The sequence below is a fragment of the Gluconobacter japonicus genome (assembly GCF_015244665.1).
GTDB classification, from domain to species: domain Bacteria; phylum Pseudomonadota; class Alphaproteobacteria; order Acetobacterales; family Acetobacteraceae; genus Gluconobacter; species Gluconobacter japonicus.
Window position 1 is genome coordinate 623,529 of sequence record NZ_JABCQN010000001.1, and the last position, 17,302, is coordinate 640,830.

16 protein-coding genes are annotated in these 17,302 nt (G+C 56.5%); 13 read left to right on the forward strand and 3 right to left on the reverse strand.

What is annotated here, in order from left to right; translation table 11 throughout:
• The first annotated feature begins 103 nt into the window (after positions 1 to 103).
• The 4 genes from HKD32_RS02890 (at position 104) to HKD32_RS02905 (ending at position 6,626) form a co-directional block, all read left to right on the forward strand.
• Positions 104 to 2,767: a M16 family metallopeptidase gene (locus tag HKD32_RS02890; protein WP_061931557.1), complete on the forward strand. Its 2,664-nt coding sequence runs from the start codon at positions 104 to 106 to the stop codon at positions 2,765 to 2,767.
• 87 nt (positions 2,768 to 2,854) lie between these two features.
• Positions 2,855 to 3,349, forward strand: coding sequence for a 2-thiouracil desulfurase family protein (locus tag HKD32_RS02895; protein WP_194257486.1), 495 nt, complete (start codon positions 2,855 to 2,857; stop codon positions 3,347 to 3,349).
• A 90-nt stretch (positions 3,350 to 3,439) separates the two neighbouring features.
• Entirely contained in the window at positions 3,440 to 5,257 is a 1,818-nt protein-coding gene (locus tag HKD32_RS02900; RefSeq protein ID WP_194257487.1) for a M3 family oligoendopeptidase, read from the forward strand.
• Between the two features lie 7 nt (positions 5,258 to 5,264).
• On the forward strand, positions 5,265 to 6,626 hold the full coding sequence (locus tag HKD32_RS02905) for an ABC1 kinase family protein (RefSeq protein ID WP_194257488.1): 1,362 nt from the start codon (positions 5,265 to 5,267) through the stop codon (positions 6,624 to 6,626).
• Between the two features lie 40 nt (positions 6,627 to 6,666).
• On the opposite strand, the gene HKD32_RS02910 is transcribed toward HKD32_RS02905, so the two are convergent.
• The gene (locus tag HKD32_RS02910; protein WP_061931563.1) at positions 6,667 to 7,155 is read right to left on the reverse strand and encodes an Lrp/AsnC family transcriptional regulator; all 489 of its coding nucleotides are present in this window, start codon (positions 7,153 to 7,155) and stop codon (positions 6,667 to 6,669) included.
• Between the two features lie 93 nt (positions 7,156 to 7,248).
• On the opposite strand from HKD32_RS02910, the gene HKD32_RS02915 reads away from it, so the two are divergent.
• On the forward strand, positions 7,249 to 8,229 hold the full coding sequence (locus HKD32_RS02915; protein WP_194257489.1) for an EamA family transporter: 981 nt from the start codon (positions 7,249 to 7,251) through the stop codon (positions 8,227 to 8,229).
• 41 nt (positions 8,230 to 8,270) lie between these two features.
• Here the strand turns inward: HKD32_RS02915 and HKD32_RS02920 are convergent, their stop codons facing one another.
• Positions 8,271 to 8,684 (reverse strand): hypothetical protein, encoded by a 414-nt coding sequence (locus HKD32_RS02920; protein ID WP_194257490.1) that lies wholly within the window; start codon positions 8,682 to 8,684, stop codon positions 8,271 to 8,273.
• A gap of 158 nt (positions 8,685 to 8,842) precedes the next feature.
• Between HKD32_RS02920 and uvrB the strand changes: the two genes are divergently transcribed.
• The 5 genes from uvrB (at position 8,843) to gshB (ending at position 13,978) form a co-directional block, all read left to right on the forward strand.
• Positions 8,843 to 11,050, forward strand: a complete 2,208-nt coding sequence (gene uvrB / locus HKD32_RS02925) for an excinuclease ABC subunit UvrB (protein WP_061931567.1) — start codon at positions 8,843 to 8,845, stop codon at positions 11,048 to 11,050.
• A gap of 65 nt (positions 11,051 to 11,115) precedes the next feature.
• Entirely contained in the window at positions 11,116 to 11,997 is an 882-nt protein-coding gene (locus HKD32_RS02930) for an aldose 1-epimerase (RefSeq protein ID WP_061931569.1), read from the forward strand.
• A complete protein-coding gene (greB, locus tag HKD32_RS02935; RefSeq protein ID WP_010502741.1) occupies positions 11,997 to 12,497 on the forward strand; it encodes a transcription elongation factor GreB in 501 nt (166 codons plus the stop codon). Before HKD32_RS02930 ends, greB begins: the two co-directional genes overlap by 1 nt.
• A 10-nt stretch (positions 12,498 to 12,507) precedes the next feature.
• Entirely contained in the window at positions 12,508 to 12,915 is a 408-nt protein-coding gene (locus tag HKD32_RS02940) for an NUDIX hydrolase (RefSeq protein WP_061931571.1), read from the forward strand.
• 85 nt (positions 12,916 to 13,000) lie between these two features.
• Positions 13,001 to 13,978, forward strand: a complete 978-nt coding sequence (gene gshB / locus HKD32_RS02945; protein WP_194257491.1) for a glutathione synthase — start codon at positions 13,001 to 13,003, stop codon at positions 13,976 to 13,978.
• A 29-nt stretch (positions 13,979 to 14,007) separates the two neighbouring features.
• Here the strand turns inward: gshB and HKD32_RS02950 are convergent, their stop codons facing one another.
• The gene (locus HKD32_RS02950; RefSeq protein WP_061931575.1) at positions 14,008 to 14,193 is read right to left on the reverse strand and encodes an OadG family protein; all 186 of its coding nucleotides are present in this window, start codon (positions 14,191 to 14,193) and stop codon (positions 14,008 to 14,010) included.
• 162 nt (positions 14,194 to 14,355) lie between these two features.
• On the opposite strand from HKD32_RS02950, the gene HKD32_RS02955 reads away from it, so the two are divergent.
• From HKD32_RS02955 to HKD32_RS02965, 3 genes are all read left to right on the forward strand, one after another.
• Positions 14,356 to 15,036: a class I SAM-dependent methyltransferase gene (locus tag HKD32_RS02955; RefSeq protein ID WP_010502747.1), complete on the forward strand. Its 681-nt coding sequence runs from the start codon at positions 14,356 to 14,358 to the stop codon at positions 15,034 to 15,036.
• An 84-nt stretch (positions 15,037 to 15,120) separates the two neighbouring features.
• Positions 15,121 to 16,296, forward strand: coding sequence for a cbb3-type cytochrome c oxidase subunit I (locus tag HKD32_RS02960; RefSeq protein WP_061931578.1), 1,176 nt, complete (start codon positions 15,121 to 15,123; stop codon positions 16,294 to 16,296).
• Positions 16,293 to 17,240 (forward strand): heme o synthase, encoded by a 948-nt coding sequence (locus tag HKD32_RS02965; protein ID WP_010502749.1) that lies wholly within the window; start codon positions 16,293 to 16,295, stop codon positions 17,238 to 17,240. The genes HKD32_RS02960 and HKD32_RS02965 overlap by 4 nt, the downstream gene beginning before the upstream one ends.
• Positions 17,241 to 17,302 lie beyond the last annotated feature (62 nt).

Genomic DNA, 17,302 nt, shown 5'->3' on the forward strand with positions numbered 1-17,302 from the left:
GGGTTGTCACCCTGCCATGAGAGGCAGGTCATAAAATATCCACATGACTCTGGGATTGTAACTGTTACGTTACATTGACCGATACACCAATAAAGTCATGTCGATGCATATTTTTCAGAAGACATTTCTAGCCGTTTCTCTGCTTGCAGGGCTGGTCTGCTCAACGGCTTATGCCGCAGATATGGCACGCGAGACTTTGCCGAATGGTATGCGTGTCGTTGTGGTTCGCAATCCGCTTGCGCCTGCCGTCAGTGTGCAACTGACCTATATGGTAGGGTCTGCCGAGGCGCCAAAAGGCTTTCCGGGAACTGCTCATGCGCTGGAACACATGATGTTCCGTGGAACGCCCTCTCTGAGTGGGGATCAACTCTCAACGGTGATGGGAACGCTGGGCGGTCAGTTCAATGCTTTCACGCAAACGGACCTGACCCGTTACTACTGTTTGATCCCGGCGCAGGATCTGGATGTGGTTTTGCATATGGAAGCAGACCGGATGCAGCATCTTTCTCTGGACGCGGGGCAATGGGCGAAAGAGCGGGGAGCCATTGAGCAGGAAGTCTCGATGGATCTTTCAAATCCGGGGTACAAAGCGAAAGAACAACTTCTGCCTGTTCTGTTTGCCCATAGTTCTTATGACCATGCCCCTCTCGGAACGCGGTCCTCCTTTGAGGCAACAGATGTAAAACTGCTGCGGGACTTCTATACCAAATGGTATGTCCCGAATAATGCGGTTCTGGTCATTGTAGGGGACGTTGATCCTGCGGCGACCCTGAAGAAAGTTGGGAGGACTTTTGGTTCCATCCCAGCGCGTCCATTGCCAGAGCGTCCACCCATTCCCGTTGAGGGTGTTGTTCCGCAGGCGCTCACTGTGCAAACGAATTATGCCGTTGATAGCGTGGCCCTGCTCTGGAGAGGGCCATCCCTTCGGGACAAGGACGGCCCTGCGGCAGCCGTTCTGGATGCCGTCCTTTCAAGCCGCCGCGGCCCTCTTTACCCGCTGGTTCTCCAGCACAAGGTCTTGGCGGCGGGACTGAACGTCGACAGAAACATTTATACAGGAACCATTAAGGCTTCTCTGACAATTCCCAAAGGGGGTGACACGAAGGCTGCTTTGGCTCTTCTCAAGGCGACGCTTGATGATATCCGGACCAAAGGCGTGTCGTCAGATGTCGTGGAAGGCATGAAAAAGCGGTGGCTGGCATCAAAAGACTTTGAAAAAAACTCCATCCTAGACTTGGGCGACCTCTGGTCCGGTGCTGTTACAGCAGAAAATACTGATAGCCCTGATGCGTCCTTTGATCGCTATGCGAAAGTGACTGTGCAGGACGTCAATGCTCTGGCTCGCAAGCTGCTTGATCCGGAACATGGTGTTGCGATGACGATGTTGGCCTCAGATCATGGCAAGCCGCCAGCCGGTCAAGGCTTTGGAGGCTCGGAAAGTTTCGCAGGGCAGGGAAGTGCGACGGGACCGCTTCCGGATTGGGCCCAACCTGTTAGAAACGTACCCGCACCGCCAGTTTACACAGTCCCGGATGCGGATTTCACACTTCCAAACGGGCTCCGTGTTGTGGTGAGAACCAAGCATGTCAGCCCAACGGTTTTTCTATTCGGCCATATAAAATCCAATGAGAATATTCAGGCACCGGCTGGGAAAGAGGGTGTCGGCGCTCTGACGGCCCAGTTGTTTCCATTTGGTTCAGTAACGCGCGATCGGGAGACACTGGAGAAAAGCCTGGATGACCTGGCGGCCAATGCCGGAGGCGGCGTAAATTTTTCCGTCAGTGGACGGACGCAGGATTTCGATGCGGCTCTCGCTATTCTGGCAGATCTCGAATTGCATCCCGCATTCCCGCAATATGCGTTTGATCTGACGCGCCAGAATATGATCCGCGTGCAGGCTGGTGTTGAGCAGACGCCTGGCTATCGCCTTCAGCAAACCATTACGAAGACACTGTATCCTGCGAACTCTCCGGCGCTTCGTGTGCAGAGTGGGAAGAGTCTTTCTGGCCTGACGCGTGAAGACGTGCTCTCCTATTATCAATCCGTTTATCGGCCAGACATGACGACGATAGAAGTTGTCGGCGATATTTCTGTTGAAGAGGCCCGTAGAAAAATTACGTCAGCGTTCGGGGAATGGAAAGCCACCGGGCCAAAGCCGGACGTTGATCTGGCGGCCATTCCGTTCAATCCGGTTCCAGCGGTTCAGTCTGTCAGCGATCCGGTCCGGTCACAGGATGTCGTCATCATGGCACAGATTAATGCTCATGGATGGAATGACCCCCAACGTTATGACATGACATTGGCCGACATCATGTTGACCCACGGGTTCGACAGCCGTTTGTATCAGGATCTTCGGGTCAGGACGGGTTATGTCTATACGGTTGGATCACAACTCGCCCTTCAGAAGAATTTTGGGAATTACCTGTTCGCTTTTGGTGCAGACCCTGCCTCTGTGAAGGCCGCGCGACAGCATGTCGTGCAGGACCTTCAAGCCATGGTGGAAAAGCCGGTTCCTGTTGAAGAACTGGCCAGAGCCAGAGCGCACATGATTCGGGACATGATCCTGTTAAACGCCGTCGTGACGGCTCCAAGTCGTCTTGATGAAGCCCTGATGTCTCATGGATTGGGCTGGGAGCATCTGAACGATGCAGCCAAAGCCTTTCAGGCAGCGACGCCCGAAAGTGTTCAGGCAGCTTTGAAAAACTATGTTCGCCCGGATGGATTTGCGACCTTCGTGCTGGGGCCGACGCCTTCGGGTTTGAACTGATGGAAGAGCAGAAAGTATTCTGTTTTCGGACCGATGAGGGTATCAGGGGATGAACGCCCCCGACGCCCCGACAGGATAGTGCCGCTTGTGAAGAACCGAATTCTGGTCAGCGCCTGTCTGCTGGGTCAGCCTGTCCGATACGATGGCAAGGCAAAGACCCTTCTGCATCCGCTGCTTCAGCAATGGCAGGAAGAGGAGCGGCTGGTCGTGGTCTGTCCGGAGCTTGCAGGCGGGATGCCTGTTCCACGCCCGCCAGCGGAAATTGGGGCACGGCAGGATGGAAAGGACGTTCTTCTGGGCGAAGCGCGTGTGACTGATACGTCCGGTGCAGATGTAACGGATGAGTTCATAGCGGGAGCTCGGGTTGCCCTGACTGTCGCGCAGGCACAGGGGTGTCGGTTCGCGTTACTCATGGAGGGCAGCCCGTCCTGCGGAAGCCAGCTAATTTATGACGGCAGTTTCAGCGGGCAGAAACATGTCGGAGCGGGTGTAACAGCCGCACTTCTGCGTCAGAACGGGATTCAGGTCTTCAGTCAGGACACGATTGAAGATCTGAGGGCCGCGCTTCAGCAGGCCAGTTAAATCCCGCTTTAAACGGCGTCGGTTCATTTACTACAGATTTGTCATCAACCGCCCGTTTGACCCGGCGGCAGGGATGTCTAAATTCAAAGGATGAACAGTCAGAATCTCTCCGCGGCCACAGGCCTTTCTGCTCCTTCAGCCGAGAGCGTGACTCCGCCGCGCTGGGACCTGTCCGATCTGTACGCATCTCTGGACGATCCTGCGATTGAACAGGATTTCACGGCGCTGACATCCGCTGCCAGCACGTTCAGTGAAACCTGGAAGGGGAAACTGGGACAGGCTGACGGCGCCGCGCTGGCCGCTGCTTTTGTCGAGTATGAGCGGATCGAGGAAGGGCTGGGGCGCATCGGCTCCTTCGCCCAGCTTGGCTTTGCCGCTCATACGACGGATCCGACCTGGGGTCGTTTCACACAGGGTGTGCAGGAACGCATCACGGATATTTCGGCGGATCTGTTGTTCTTCTCGCTGGAACTAAACCGTCTTGAAGATGACGTTCTTGCAAAGATTTCTGCGTCACCGGACATGGCAAAATGGCAGCCGTTCCTACGGGATCTGCGTGTTTTCCGCCCTTACCAGCTTTCCGATGAGGTTGAGCAGGTTCTGATGGACAAGTCGGTGACGGGGCGCAATGCTTGGAACCGACTGTTCGATGAAACCATGGCCAGCCTGACTGTCACGCTTGATGGGGAGACAAAGCCTCTCGGTGTGGCGTTCAACACCCTCACGAGTACAGAACGTGAAAAGCGTGCTGCGGCTGCGGAGCAGATCAGTGCTGTTCTGGCCGACAATTCCCGTCTTCTGACAATGATTACGAACACGCTCGCCAAGGACAAGGCGATCGGGGACAAGCTCCGAGGCTACCCACGTCCGTCCAGCAGTCGCAACCGTGGCAATATGGTTGAAGACGAAGTTGTGGACGCGCTGGTCAGCGCTGTTGATGAGGCTTATCCGCGTCTGTCTCATCGCTACTATGCAATGAAGGCCAAGTGGCTTGGTCTGGACAAGCTGGAGCACTGGGACCGGAATGCGCCTCTGCCGGGCGTGGCGGATACAGTGATTTCTTGGGAGACTGGTAAGGAGATTGTTCTGAACGCCTATACGGGTTTCGATCCGGCGCTTGGGACACTGGTAGACCGCTTCCTGACGCACCCGTGGATTGATGCGGAAGCTGCACCGGGCAAATCTTCGGGTGCTTTTGCCCATCCGACCGTACCGTCCGTTCATCCCTATATCCTGATGAACTATCATGGCCGCTCTCGCGACGTGATGACGCTGGCTCATGAACTGGGTCATGGTGTGCACCAGATTCTTGCAGGTCAGAAGCAGGGTTATCTGAACTCCGCGACACCTCTGACGCTGGCTGAAACAGCGTCTGTCTTCGGTGAGATGCTGACGTTCCAGTCTCTGCTTGATCGAGAAACCGATCCGAAGCGCCGCCGCCATCTTCTGGCGGCGAAAGTGGAGGACATGCTAAACACGGTAGTCCGCCAGATTGCGTTCTATCAGTTTGAAGTGCGCGTACACGATGAGCGCGCTAAGGGTGAGTTGTCCGCAGAGCAGCTTGGCTCCATCTGGCGCGATGTGCAGGAACGCAGCCTCGGCCCGGCGTTTCACTTTACACCGGATTATGACGCTTACTGGTCCTACATTCCGCACTTCGTGCATTCACCGTTCTATGTGTATGCCTATGCCTTCGGGGACTGTCTGGTGAATGCGTTGTATGGCGTCTATCAGGATCAGCCTGAGGGTTTTGCTGACAAATATCGGACCATGCTCGAAGCTGGCGGAACGCTTCGCCACAAGGAATTGCTAGCGCCGTTCGGTCTTGATGCGACGGATCCGGGTTTCTGGCGTAAAGGACTGGATGTAATCTCGGGTCTGATTGATCAGCTCGAGCAGGAGGGCTGAGGGCACCATGGCGCGCGATCTCGATAATACCGGTTTGATGGGCGAACTGCGCCGGATGGCTCGGACATCTGGTGCAGTCGGCGGCATCGCTGCGCGCCTGGCTGGAAACCGTCTTGGCATCAAGACGGACAAGGGTGTTCACGCGGAAGGTCTGAAGTCTTCGCTGGGCAATCTGAAGGGGCCGCTTATGAAGGCGGCCCAGCTTCTTTCCACCATTCCCGGTGCCCTCCCGGATGAGTATGCGGAAGAATTGGCTCATCTTCAGGCCAATGCACCCCCGATGGGCTGGAACTTCGTGCGCCGTCGAATGACGGCGGAACTGGGGGTCGGCTGGGAAAAGAACTTCCGCTCTTTCAGCCATGACGCCGTGGCGGCTGCCTCATTGGGGCAGGTTCATCGGGCCCGTCTGGTTGATGGACGCGAAGTGGCCTGCAAGCTCCAGTACCCGGACATGCAGGGCGCGGTGGATTCCGATCTAAGGCAGTTCCGTGCGGCTCTTGGTGTTTACAAGCGGTTTGAGACGACGATCCGTCAGGACGAGGTTTACACCGAATTGTCCGACCGCCTTCGGGAAGAGCTGGATTACCGTCGGGAAGCCAGCCATCTGCGCCTGTATCGGGACATGCTGTCCGAAACCCCGACTGTGACGGTTCCGGCCCCCATTGAAGAACTGTCCACCGGCCGCTTGCTGACCATGGACTGGGTCTCGGGTCGCAGCATGAAGACGGTGCTGGCGTCTGATGCAACGCAGGAACAGCGGGATGATATGGCGCGGGCGTTGTTCCGGGCCTGGTATACGCCGGTCTATCGCTATGGCGTCATTCACGGTGACCCGCATATGGGCAATTTCACCGTGCGGGATGATTACGGTCTGAACCTGCTGGATTTCGGTGCCGTCCGTATCTTCTCTCCTCGCTTTGTTGAGGGCGTAGTGGATCTGTTCGCGGCTCTGCGGGACAAGGACGAAGACCGTGCCTTCCATGCTTATAGCAAATGGGGCTTTGAAGGGCTTTCCCGCGAAACGGCTGCTGTGCTGAATGAATGGGCGCGGTTCTTCTATCGCCCGCTCATGACGGATCGCGTTTGTGCCATGCAGGAGAGCAATGATCCGGCAGAAGCCAAGCAGGTTTTGGAACGGGTCTATGAAGGGCTGAAGCGTACGGGGGGCGTAAAACTGCCTCGTGAGTTCGTTCTGATGGACCGGTCAGCCATTGGACTGGGCAGCGCGTTCCTGCGTCTGGGAGCACGTCTGAACTGGCATCAGATGTTCCAGGAGTTGATTGAAGGCTTTGACGTTAATGTTCTTGCTGAGCGTCAGAAAGAAGCACTCGCTAAAGCCAAGGTTCCTCCAGCGATTTCGTCTCGCTGAACCAATTGAAAAGGCGCTTCTCTCAGGGAGGCGCCTTTTTTCATGGAATGAGGATCTCGCTTCCGGTTTTGACGCGGTCCAGCGCAATCAGACTGCGATAGCTGGCAACGGCTTCGTTCTGCGCAAACAGGCGGCGCGTTGTTTCTTCGTATGTTGTCATGTCCTGTGAGACGATGATCAGCATGAAGCTGACGCCGCCGGTCACATAATAGCATTGCTGGACTTCTGGCGCGGCGCGAAAGAGAGCCTTGGCCGTATCAACAGTCTGAATCCGTTCGTCCGTCAGCATGACTTCAACAATGGAGGTGATGCCCATCTGAACGGCACGGGCCTCTACTGTGGCGCTGTTGCGGGTAATGACGCCGGATTTTTCCATGGCGGCAATGCGTCTCTGCACAGCCGCAGCAGACAGATTGACCTTCTCGGCAATCTGGCGCTGCGGCATTTTGTTGTCTTTCTGAATGATCCGCAGGATGGCGCGGTCAAACGGGTCCAGGGAGCGGGAGGGCGCAGGAGGCTTCTTGGTCATGGGATGAGTTTTTGTTGCATTTGATCCCCCAATCAAGAGCGCAAAACTCGCCGAACCGATGATATGCCTCTCGTCCCCAGAGGAAAGATCATCGTGAACACATCGTCGCATCATTCAGACAGATCCAGTCAGACCACATTGGGAGTTCTGTGTGGTGCAGGGGCGGGGGCGTTGTGGGGGCTGGTTTTTCTGGCTCCCGAATTGGTGCGGTCTTTTGCGCCTCTTCAGCTTTCTGTAGGACGGTATCTCGCTTACGGTCTTATCGCCGTCATTCTGATTGCTCCCCGCTGGAACCGTGTTTTCTACGCCGTCAAATTTCAGGACTGGAAAGCCCTGTTCTGGCTCTCTTTGTTTGGCAACACGCTCTATTACGTTCTGGTGTCTTCTGCCGTGCATGCCGGGGGGATTGCCCTGACGTCGCTTGTGCTGGGGTTCATGCCGGTGGCTGTGACGATCATTGGCAGTCGGGATAAAGGTGCGGTGCCGCTCAGGTCTCTGCTCCCGTCATTAGGATTATGTGCGGCGGGTGCGGTGTGTATCGGGTGGCAGGCGCTGACCATGCCCTCATCGTCAGGGCAATCCGTGATGGGGTTGGTTTATGCGTTGGCTGCTTTGACGTGCTGGACGACCTATGCCGTGTGGAACAGTCGATGCCTGATGCGTCTGCACCATCTTTCGGTGCATGACTGGAATCTGCTGACCGGGCTGGTCACGGGAGGGCAGGCGGTGGTTCTGTTGCCTATTGCTGTGCTGGTGTCTTCAGGCAGTCACTCCCTGCCGGAATGGGGGCGCTTTGCACTTGTTTCGGCAAGTGTTGCCGTGATTGCCTCTTTGTTCGGAAATGCCCTGTGGAACCGAATGTCCCGACTTTTGCCGCTGACCATGACGGGCCAGATGATCCTGTTCGAGACACTGTTTGGTCTGACTTACGGATTTTTGTGGGAGCAGCGAGCGCCGCGTGTTCTGGAAATGGCGGCGTTTGCTCTGGTGATCGGGAGCGTTCTGTCCTGCGTTGCCGTTCACCGCAGGTATTCAGCCCGCGAGACGCTGCCAGTCGTGGATCTTGCGGCCTGATGAGGTCTGCTTTTGTCAGTGGATGATCGGGCCAGACAGTCTCAGAAGATTTCCTTGATGAGATCATTCCCGATACTGAAACCAGCGCCAGCTTCAACGGAACGGGCAAAGCCAGAATTGAGGATATTGGAAAAGAAACTGTTTTCAGCCAGTTGTTCCACGGCCTGAACAGGAGGCTGTGCTTGATATGGCTGGGGCGAGACATAGGTGTTCTGGCTGTTTGCCGCGCTTTCAAGCGCTGCATGCAATTGCTGGAGCAGGGTTGTGACCTGTTGCTGCTCGGCCTGAAACGAGAGCGCGACTTCCCGCAGATCCAGTGCCCATTCCCGAGCCTGCATGTCTCCGCTCTGGGCCGCACTCTGCATCTTGGCGCCTAGCGTCTGGAGAGAATGTGCGGATTGCTGGGCCTGTTCCTGAAGCTGGTTATATGTCTGCTCGATCGCCTGGACGTCCATGATCGGTTTCCCTTCAAAGATACGCGGCCTGAATACGCCCTCTTGGCGAGTCTCTCCATCCTTTTCAGCAATAAAATGACATAAAGATACGCCGCCGGAACGCCTTCCGTGCTGCTGCGCTCTTGTGATGTTCCCGTTTCTTTCCCATCTTGGATCTCATGGCCAAAAAACCTTCCGCCCTCCGCAATGCGACCGCAATGCCCATGACGGCATTCATTCCTGAAAAGCAGCCTGCAAAGGCCAAGACGCGGAAGTTCGTGGTCAAGGCGGACTATGAGCCGGCAGGCGATCAGCCCACGGCCATTTCCGAACTTGTGCAGGGCGTGGAGAATGGGGAGCGCGATCAGGTTCTGCTGGGCGTGACGGGGTCCGGCAAGACGTTCAGCATGGCGAAGGTCATTGAAGCGACGCAGAAGCCGACGCTCATTCTGGCCCCGAACAAGACTCTCGCCGCGCAGCTTTATGGCGAGATGCGGCAGTTTTTTCCGGATAATGCCGTCGAATATTTCGTCTCGTACTACGACTACTACCAGCCGGAAGCCTATGTTCCGCGGTCGGACACGTATATCGAGAAAGACAGCCAGATCAACGAGCAGATTGACCGGATGCGCCATGCGGCCACGCAGGCACTTCTGGAGCGGAATGACGTTATCATCGTTGCATCCGTGTCCTGTATTTACGGTATCGGGTCGGTTGAGACGTACTCGAAAATGGTCGTTCGGCTTGAGGTCGGGGGCGAGATTGATCGCGAGAAGCTCATCAAGGCCCTTGTTGAACTTCAATATCGTCGAAACGATGCCGGGTTCGAGCGCGGGACGTTCCGGGTGCGTGGAGAGCAGATCGACATTTTCCCGGTCCAGAATGAAGACCGCGCCTGGCGCGTCTCGCTGTTTGGCGACGAGATTGATCAGATCACCGAGTTTGACCCGCTGACGGGTAACAAGACGGCAGATCTTGCGGAAATCAGCGTTTACGCAAACTCCCATTACGTCACGCCGCGCCCAACGTTGAATCAGGCGATGATCGGAATCAAGAACGAGCTTCGTAAGCGGCTGGAGGAATTCACGGCTGATGGAAAACTGCTGGAAGCCGAGCGGCTGTCCCAGCGAACGACCTTCGATCTGGAAATGATCGAGACGACCGGCGCGTGCAAAGGCATCGAGAATTATTCCCGGTATCTGTCTGGCCGTGGGGCGGGCGATCCACCGCCTACATTGTTCGAATATTTGCCCGAAGATGCGCTTCTTATCGTCGATGAAAGTCACGTTACGGTTCCGCAGATTGGCGGCATGGAGCGTGGGGACAGGGCTCGGAAATCCGTTCTTTCCGATTATGGGTTCCGTCTTCCGTCCTGCGTTGATAACCGGCCATTGGCCTTCGGGGAGTGGAATGCCTTCCGGCCCCAAAGTATTTTTGTGTCTGCCACGCCGGGCCCATGGGAAATGGAACAGACAGGCGGCGTCTTTGCCGAGCAGATCATTCGCCCGACAGGTCTGATTGACCCGGTCACGATCGTGAAGCCCGTTGAAGGGCAGGTGGATGATCTGCTTCATGAAGCGCGTGAGACGATTGCGCAGGGTGGGCGTGTCCTTGTCACGACGCTGACCAAGCGCATGGCTGAGGATCTGACGGACTATCTGGGCGAAGCCGGGATCAAGGTCCGGTATCTGCATTCTGATGTGGATACACTGGAGCGGATCGAGATCATTCGGGACCTGCGTCTGGGCGCTTTTGACGTTCTGGTTGGCATTAACCTGCTGCGTGAAGGGTTGGATATTCCAGAATGTGCGCTCGTCGCCATTTTGGACGCAGACAAGGAAGGCTTCCTGCGCTCACGGACGTCACTGATCCAGACGATTGGTCGTGCCGCCCGTAACGTGGATGGGCGTGTGCTGCTCTATGCAGACAAGATGACGGACAGCCTGACCTTCGCCATTGAGGAAACGGCTCGACGTCGGACCCGTCAGATGGAATGGAATGAGGCGCACGGCATTACGCCGATGACGGTTCGTTCCAAGATTGGCGATGCACTGTCGTCCATCTTCGAGCAGGACTATGTCACGGTCGCGCCTGATGAGGCCGGGGATACCGAGCAGTTTGTTGGGAAATCCCTGCCTGTCACCATTCAGGAACTCGAAAAGCGGATGCGTGAAGCCGCTGCCAATCTGGACTTTGAACAGGCGGCGCGTTTGCGTGATGAAGTGCGTCGTCTTGAAGCGATTGATATGGGGTTGGAGCCTCCGCCAGTCGCGACATCGACGGCTGGGCGGCCTGGAGGAGGCAAGAAGCCAAAAGGTCCAACGCCACTTGGTCCAGGCGGCGGCGGGTATGATCCGGCCAAACGCAAACGTGGCGGTCGTCGCTGATCGGGGTATATGGGGCGACCCCGGTTGCCCATGACCGACCGCCACTATCAGGATTGCAGACTGTCATGATTGAATTGAGCCGCGGTAAGAGCCGCCTGACCATCCTCCCCGAAACGGGAGGCGCTGTGGGTGTCTGGCAACGGGACGGGAAAGACATTTTTCTTCCGGTGCCGAACGAAGCCCTGGCCGCGCAGAAGGGGGAGGCCGTTGGGGCATATCCGCTGATTCCCTACTCCAACCGGATCGCGAACGGACGTTTTTCATTTAATGGGCAGGATTATGATCTGGCCCCCAATATGGGCGATCACCCGCACACGATTCATGGCAATGCGTGGGAGCAGGAATGGACGGTCGCCCATCAGGGTACGAGCCATGCTGTCCTGACGCTGGATCATGTTCCGCAGGACAATGACCGGCAATGGCCCTTCGCCTATCGTGCGGTTCTGTCCTATCTGCTGACTGACGATGTGCTCGATGTCCACATGGTCGTCGAAAACCGCGATACGGTCGATCAGCCGGTCGGTTTTGGCTTTCATCCGTTTCTGGCAGCCGAGGGGCTGGCGACACTTTCGTTCGATGCGGAAAAAGTCTGGCTGACTTCACCGGATGGTCTCCCTGTTGAGTCCGTTCCGTGTGAAGGCGAATGGTCTTTTCACGCTGCAAAGGATGCTCACGCGCGGTCCATTGATAATTGCTTTGCAGGTTTTGGGGGAACGGTCGGGCTTGATCGTCCGGACGCAGGCGTAAAAGTCTCAGTAGAAGCTGATCCGATCTTTACACACCTAGTCGTTTTTACGTCTCCTGATGGACCTTTCGTCGCTGTGGAACCGGTGACGAACATGACGGATGCGGTCAATCGACCTGATATTCCGGGCCGGGGGCTGCATATACTCAAGCCGAAAACGCGGATTGGTGGCCGGATGCGTTTTCGTGTCGGGGCCGTCTGATGTCTGAAAAGACGCCGCTTTCGCATTACCTGTCTCCAAAAGGTGCTGCTGTCATGCGTGCGGAGCTTAAGGAACTGGCGCAGAAGGAGCGGCCTCGTATTGTCGAGATCGTATCCTGGGCGGCAGGGAATGGAGATCGGTCCGAAAACGCGGATTATCAGTACGGCAAGCGTCGTCTGCGTGAGATTGATCGTCGGTTGCGCTTTCTGGGTAAGCGGCTGGAAAACGCCGTGATCGTCGATCCGGCGGCTCAGACCACGCGTGATCGCGTGTTCTTTGGGGCAACAGTGACGTATGTCGATGAGGATGACACGGAACATACCGTGACGATTTTGGGTGTGGACGAGTCGGATCTCGTGCGGGGGGAAGTCAGTCTCATTTCCCCGATTGCACGTGCCCTTATGCGTACCCGCGTTGGGGATGTGGCGATGTTGCAGACGCCCCGTGGGCCTGTTGAAATCGAAATCCTGAAAATTACTTACCCTGATCTGCAGGACTGAAGAGGCATCTGTGCAATCTGAACCTCGCATCGGATGTGGTGCCGCCATTCTCGTTGACGGAAAGCTGCTGCTGATCCGCCGCAAAAAAGAGCCTGAAGCCGAATGCTGGGGGCTTCCAGGCGGCAAGGTTGATCTTTTTGAACCTGTTGCCCGCGCGGTTGAGCGGGAAGTGGCTGAAGAACTCGGCGTTACGATTCACGCCCGACAGATGCTGTGTCTGGTGGAACAGTCTGATCCCGCCGCAGGTACGCACTGGATTGCGCCCGTTTATCTGGTCACCGAATTCACAGGCGTACCAGCCCTCATGGAGCCTGAAAAACATAGTGCTTTCGGCTGGTTCGCTCTCGGGGAACTGCCCTCTCCACTGACAACGCCGACCATTCAGGCTGTAGAGGCACTTCACGGACATCCTCTCTAACGACAGGCCCATGCCCCGGCTTTGAAAAAGTCGTGCTGCCCGCTACAGAAGAATTCTCAACGTTTTTTCAGTTGGAGTTTCCGACATGTCCCGCTCACTCCGGGTTGCCGTACAGATGGACCCGCTAGAACAGGTCAATATCGACGGCGACTCCACTTTTGCCCTCATGCTTGAAGCGCAGGCGCGTGGACACGAGCTCTGGGTTTATCCTGTTTCCACCCTCAGCCTGACGGAAGGGCAGGGGAAAGGCGGTCGTCTTCAGGCCCGCGCCCGTCGTGTCGAGGTTCGTCGCGTGCATGGCGACCATGCGACGTTTGGGGAAGAAGAAATCCTTCCGCTGGGTGAGACGGACGTCATTCTGATGCGTCAGGATCCCCCCTTCGACATGGGCTACATCACAGCAACGCATATGCTGGAGCATGTTCATGGTGTCGGTGAGGGCCTGTCTCTGGTCGTGAATGATCCGGTGGCGGTCCGGAATGCGCCGGAAAAGCTGCTGGTAACGCATTTCCCACATCTGATGCCGCCGACACTGGTGGCGTGGGATCCACGGGATATTCTGGCCTTCCGCGAGAAGCATCAGGACATCATCGTCAAGCCGCTTTACGGCAATGGTGGTGCAGGCATTTTCCGTATCAAGCCTGATGATGAGAATCTGAAGGCCCTGTTGGAAATGCATTTTGCACGGACCAACGAGCCTCTGATGATCCAGCGCTATGAACCGGCTGTCCGTCAGGGCGACAAGCGCATTATCCTCGTGGACGGGTACCCGATCGGAGCGATTAACCGTGTTCCGGCGACAGGTGAGGCGCGTTCAAACATGCATGTTGGCGGGCGCGCCGAGCGTGTGGATCTGACGGAACGGGACAAGGAAATCTGTGACGCGATTGGCCCGTATCTTCGCGATCATGGCCTGATTTTCACGGGGATCGACGTGATTGGAGACTGGCTGACGGAAATCAACGTCACCTCACCAACCGGACTTCAGGAACTCGATCGTTTTGAAGGGATCAATAGCGCCGGTTTGATCTGGGACGCTATTGAACGGCGTTACCCGTCCTGAGCTGAAGGAAAGGCGGCTGAAAGCAGAATTCAGCCGTCACTCTTTGCCTCGGGCTCCGGCTTGTAGCGAATGGGCTCCGGTAGCTCGTCGGAAGCGGATGGTTCATCTTTTTCAAATCGGTTTGCAAACCAGGCTACGATCTCTTTGCGAAAATACATGGCGTAGATGCTTGTCCACAGAACAAGGCAAAGCAGGATCAGAAACACAATCAGCATCTGTTGCTTCCAAAATGATGAAAAACGGTCGAGTTAGTGACCATCCGCAACCCGTGTCTTGCCAGATGCATATCCGGAAGGGCAAGAAGGAGCCAACTGAACTACGTTTCCGGATATGCTCTCCAGTCTTGAGGGGAGCGGACACAGAAGGTCGCATAGAATATGTCTTCAACCCTCTCCCCGCGTTCCGCACTGGATGCGGAGGCCGTCAAAGCGGCCTATCGTCGATGGGCCCGCGTTTACGATACTGTTTTTGGCGGTATTTCCGGTTACGGGCGCAAGAGGGCTGTTGAGGCTGTCAATGCTCTTCCGGGTGAACGAGTACTCGAAGTCGGCGTTGGAACGGGACTCGCCCTGCCGTCCTACACGCCAGAGAAACGGATCACCGGCATTGATCTTTCAGAAGACATGCTTGACCGGGCACGGATGCGCGTTCTTCAGGACCGTCTGACGAATGTGGACGATCTTCTGGAAATGGATGCTGAAGCCACGACTTTTGAAGATGACAGTTTCGATATTGCCGTAGCGATGTTCGTGGCTTCCGTTGTGCCACATCCGGATCGTCTTCTGGCGGAGCTCAAGCGTGTTGTTCGGCCGGGCGGGCATATCCTTTTTGTAAATCACTTTCTTGCAACGGGTGGATTGCGCCTGACAGTTGAGCGGGGAATGGCCCGTGCATCCCGTTCACTGGGCTGGCATCCGGACTTCGCGATCGAATCCCTTCTGCCTCCGGAAGACCTGAAACGCGCTACTCTGACGCCTGTTCCGCCTGCAGGGCTGTTTACACTCGTGACATTGCCGCAATGCGAGAGTAAAAGCGACGCCGCAGCCCTGGTCGCCTGATCGGCGTATGGTTCCGGTATTGGCCGGCGCCGAGTATTCCGACGCTCGCTGCGGTATTCCTTGGCAGGGACCGACTACGCGACCATGACTTATCAGGCCTTCGACTCTACCCCCGTTCTTTCCAACAGACGGATCGGAACATCCTTCATTCTGCTGGCGCTGTTTGCCGGTCTTCTGGGTGGGTCGTTGGCGTTGCCATTTCTTCAGACACATCCGACAGCAGGGCTCGCGTTCTGCCACGGGATTCTGATGGCATTTTTCGTGATTTGTCCGGCTGCGCTCGGCGGGTTTGGCCAATGGCTGCTTCCAGCCGAGCTGGGGACGGACAGAACCACGCTTCCTGCTTTCAGTCTGGCCGGTTTCGGTTTTCTGTCTTCGGGCGTTGTCCTGCTGCCGTTGCAACCTCTTCTGGCTCTTGCACTTTGGGCCGTCGGCGTTCTTGCGCTCGCAGTGGATATCATCACGACTGTCCTCGAGGGCCGGACGCGCCTTTTTCGTACGCTGTCTCCACTTGCCTGGTCTATGTTGGCCACGGCTTCAGGCGTGGCAATTGTGGCCCCAACGCTTGCGGCTGTTGTGACCCGCATGCTGATCAATGATGCCCCTGACAGTGCGGCTCAGGGTCTGATCGGGATGCTCCATCTTCCTGAGACGGCGTTGATGCTGACGCCTGCTCTTGGTCTGGTGTGCCATCTTTTGATGCCGCGTCCGGATACGAATAGTTTTTCAGGCCGCGTTGCGCCTTATGTGTTCGGATGTATGTCCGTTCTGGGACCGCTCTGCTGGATGGATAGTCTTTTCGGCGGAATGCCGGGTCTTTCCCAGAGCAGCTTTGTCGCTCTGACGCAGCTTCTTCCGTCTTTTGTGCTTGTGGCGACACTTTGCGTGGATGTCTGGAAGCAGAAGCGCGCCTTGGACGGTACAACGCTTTGGGCGTTGGGGAGCCTCGTTCTTTTCTCGGCGGGCTGGATTGCGGAGTTCATGCCGGGGCATGCGCTCGACCATACTGCTGCGGCATTTGGCGGTGTGATGGCACTCTGTGGCGGGTTCTACGCCTGGATGATGCGTCTTCTGCCAGATCATATTCCTGCGCCTCTCAGTCGTCTTCATGCAGGCCTGACGTTCGTGGGGGCTCTTTGCTCTTTGACGCCGGTTCTGATGCCTGTTGGCGAAGGACTGATGGGCCTTAGCCTGCTGACATTCGGGCTGCTGGGACTGTTCCTGATCAGGGAGACCGGGCGTGCCCGGGTCAGAGCATGAGCGAGACAACCCCTCTAGCCCCGTCGGGGCTTTTTTCTGTTCTGGGCGCTGACGGCGACTCGTCTTTGAAGGACTGGCTTGCGCTCCTGAAACCACGCGTCATTTCACTCGTGGTCTTTACGGGCGCAGCAGGCATGGCGGTTGCGCCGCGATGGCCTTCCATCCCCATCGGGATTATTACCATCCTGTGTATCTGCATTGGGGCAGGAGCCGCCGGTGCGATCAACATGTGGTACGACCGCGACATCGACGCGATTATGAAGCGTACGAATGTCCGACCTATCCCAGACGGACGGATGCCAGCCGATAGTGCGCTGATCTACGGTGTGGTGCTGTCAGTTCTGTCTGTGCTGGTGCTTTGGCTCGCAACCAATGCTCTGGCCGCTGGTATTCTGGCGTTCTCGATCTTCTTCTACAGCGTGATCTACACAATGTGGCTCAAGCGAAGCACGCCACAGAATATCGTTATTGGCGGCGCGGCGGGCGCATTCCCACCCATGATTGGCTGGGCTGCAACCATGAATTCCATGGCTGTTTTGCCTGTCGCCATGTTTGCCATCGTGTTTCTGTGGACGCCGCCGCATTTCTGGTCCCTGTCGCTGTATGCCTGTAAGGATTACGACAAAGCCGGGATTCCGATGTTACCGGTCGTCAAGGGTGCACGACACACGCGCTGGCAAATCCTGCTCTACACATTCATTTTGACGGCTGTTTCGCTGGTTCCGTCTTTCGTCCATGAATGTGGACTGTTCTACACGGTTACAACCAGTCTGCTTGATCTCGGATTTATTCTCTGCGCGGTTCGTGTGCTGATGGATCAGCAGGACGCTCAGGGCGTCAGCCTTACAAAAGACAAGCCCGCACGGTTCGCGTTCCGCTACTCGCTGGCGTATCTGTTCTTCTTGTTCTGTGGATTGTTGGTGGATCGGGTGCTGCTGTCATGAAAACAACAACCGATCTTGCCGCCAAGAGGCGTCAAAGCCGGATCGTGGGAATTGCAGCAGGG